The organism is Alcaligenes sp. EGD-AK7 (assembly GCF_000465875.3).
GTDB classification, from domain to species: domain Bacteria; phylum Pseudomonadota; class Gammaproteobacteria; order Burkholderiales; family Burkholderiaceae_B; genus Alcaligenes; species Alcaligenes phenolicus.
The window spans coordinates 1-676 of sequence record NZ_AVOG02000039.1 but is presented as its reverse complement, the minus strand read 5'-3'; the positions used below and the strand labels follow the sequence as shown (position 1 = coordinate 676).

Sequence of the window (676 nt, the reverse complement as noted above, 5' to 3'; positions counted from 1 at the left end):
GTGATAGTCGAGCCTGCACCGGTAGTCGCGCCGTCGCCCAGATTCAGCGGTGCCACCAGCGAGCTGTTGGAGCCGATGAAGACGTCCTCGCCCATCACCGTGCGGAACTTGTTGGCACCGTCGTAATTGCAGGTAATGGTGCCGGCGCCGATGTTGCTCCGCGCGCCGATCTCGGCGTCACCCAGATAACTCAGGTGGCCGGCCTTGGCGCCATCGCCGAGGCTCGCATTCTTCATCTCGACGAAGTTGCCCACATGCGCCTTGGCGCCCAGCAGACTGCCGGGTCGCAGCCGGGCGAAAGGCCCGCAATCGGCGCCCTCGCCCATCACGGCCCCCTCGAGATGGGAGTTGGCCTTGACGACCGCGCCACGGCGCAGGGTGCTGTCCTTGATCACGCAGTTAGGGCCGATCTGCACATCGTCCTCGATCACCACCCTGCCCTCGAGCACCACGTTGACGTCGATCAGCACGTCACGGCCCACGCTGACCTCGCCACGCAGATCGAAGCGCGCCGGGTCGCGCAGCGTCACGCCCTGCGCCATCAGGCGGCGCGCGGCACGCAGCTGGTAGTGACGTTCCAGCTCGGCGAGCTGGATGCGGTCGTTGGCGCCCTGCACTTCCATGGCGTCCGCCGGCTGCTCGGTAGCCACCCGCAGGCCATCGGCAACGGCCATGG

Annotated in this window: 1 protein-coding gene; it reads right to left on the bottom strand. The window is 67.5% G+C overall.

The genetic code is table 11. The annotated features are described in order from the left end of the window. On the bottom strand, positions 1 to 676 hold a 676-nt coding region (locus N879_RS14400), incomplete at both ends, for a DapH/DapD/GlmU-related protein (RefSeq protein ID WP_022983405.1).